This is a genomic window from Streptomyces sp. NPDC060194, assembly GCF_042728285.1.
Lineage (GTDB): Bacteria > Actinomycetota > Actinomycetes > Streptomycetales > Streptomycetaceae > Streptomyces.
The window spans coordinates 1-1,726 of sequence record NZ_JBHWZH010000295.1 but is presented as its reverse complement, the minus strand read 5'-3'; the positions used below and the strand labels follow the sequence as shown (position 1 = coordinate 1,726).

Annotated in this window: 1 protein-coding gene; it reads left to right on the top strand. The window is 71.3% G+C overall.

Translation table 11 applies throughout. The annotated features are described in order from the left end of the window. Positions 1–213 precede the first annotated feature (213 nt). A complete protein-coding gene (locus ACFWEG_RS29005) occupies positions 214–1,650 on the top strand; it encodes an NAD-dependent malic enzyme (protein WP_387221093.1) in 1,437 nt (478 codons plus the stop codon). The last annotated feature ends 76 nt before the right edge of the window (positions 1,651–1,726 follow it).

Below are 1,726 nucleotides of genomic sequence, written 5' to 3'. Positions count from 1 at the left end.
GGCCCCCACCACCTCGGTGGTGCGGACCCGTCCGCGTTTCCGTGTCCCGCGGCTTCCGCCAGCGGACACCCCTTGCCGTCACTCTCGTATCGTGGAAGTCTTTTTCCGGAATCGACCACCGGTTACCCCGTACCCGCCGGTAGGTGCGACGATCGGACCACGCGTCCCCGACGAAGAGGGCGCCGCGGAAGTAGAGCGAAAGAGGAACACGGCATGGCAACGGCGCCCAGCGTCTCGTACTCGATGACGGTCCGTCTGGAGGTGCCCGCCGGCGGCACCGCGGTCTCGCAGCTCACCACCGCCGTGGAGTCCTCCGGCGGCTCGGTGACCGGCCTCGACGTCACCGCCTCGGGCCACGAGAAGCTCCGGATCGACGTCACGATCGCCGCGTCCTCCACCGCGCACGCCGACGAGATCGTCGAGAAGCTGCGCGGCGTCGAGGACGTCACGATCGGCAAGGTCTCCGACCGCACGTTCCTGATGCACCTCGGCGGCAAGATCGAGATGGCGTCCAAGCACCCCATCCGCAACCGCGACGACCTCTCGATGATCTACACCCCCGGCGTCGCCCGGGTCTGCATGCAGATCGCCGAGCACCCCGAGGACGCCCGCCGCCTCACCATCAAGCGCAACTCCGTCGCGGTCGTCACCGACGGCTCCGCCGTCCTCGGCCTCGGCAACATCGGCCCGAAGGCCGCGCTGCCGGTCATGGAGGGCAAGGCGGCCCTGTTCAAGCGGTTCGCCGGCATCGACGCCTGGCCGCTCTGCCTGGACACCCAGGACACCGACGAGATCGTCGCGATCGTCAAGGCGATCGCCCCCGGGTTCGCCGGCATCAACCTGGAGGACATCTCCGCGCCCCGCTGCTTCGAGATCGAGGCCCGGCTGCGCGAGGCCCTCGACATCCCCGTCTTCCACGACGACCAGCACGGCACCGCGATCGTCGTCCTCGCCGCCCTGACCAACGCCCTGCGGGTGGTGGGCAAGGCGATCGGCGACGTCCGGGTCGTCATGTCCGGGGCGGGCGCGGCCGGCACGGCCATCCTGAAGCTGCTCATCGCCGCCGGCGTGAAGCACGCGGTGGTCGCCGACATCCACGGCGTCGTCCACTCCCAGCGCGAGGACCTGCGCGCGGCCGACCCCGACTCGCCGCTGTGCTGGATCGCCGACAACACCAACCCCGAGGGCGTCACCGGCACCCTCAAGCAGGCCGTGGCCGGCGCCGACGTGTTCATCGGGGTCTCCGCGCCCAACGTCCTCGACGGCGACGACGTGGCCACCATGGCCGAGGGCTCGATCGTCTTCGCGCTCGCCAACCCCGACCCCGAGGTGGAGCCCGCGATCGCCCGCCAGACGGCCTCCGTGGTCGCCACCGGCCGCTCGGACTTCCCCAACCAGATCAACAACGTGCTGGTCTTCCCCGGCGTCTTCCGCGGCCTCCTGGACGCGCAGTCCCACACGGTCAACACGGACATGATGCTGGCCGCCGCGGCCGCGCTGGCCGACGTGGTCACCGACGACGAGCTCAACCCGAACTACATCATCCCCAGCGTCTTCAACGACAAGGTCGCCGGCGCGGTCGCCGAGGCGGTCCGCACCGCGGCGAAGGCGGCGGGCGCGGCGGTGAAGGGGTCGGACGCGATCGCCTGAGGCGCCGCGGCCACGCCCGGGCCCCCGGTTTCGCCGCGGACGTGATCACCGGCGACGCGGGCGCGTGGCGACGGAC

What these genes read in the sequence shown, in the direction of transcription:
- ACFWEG_RS29005 (WP_387221093.1), top strand. Translation starts at nt 214, where the DNA reads ATGGCAACGGCGCCCAGCGTCTCGTACTCGATGACGGTCCGTCTGGAG.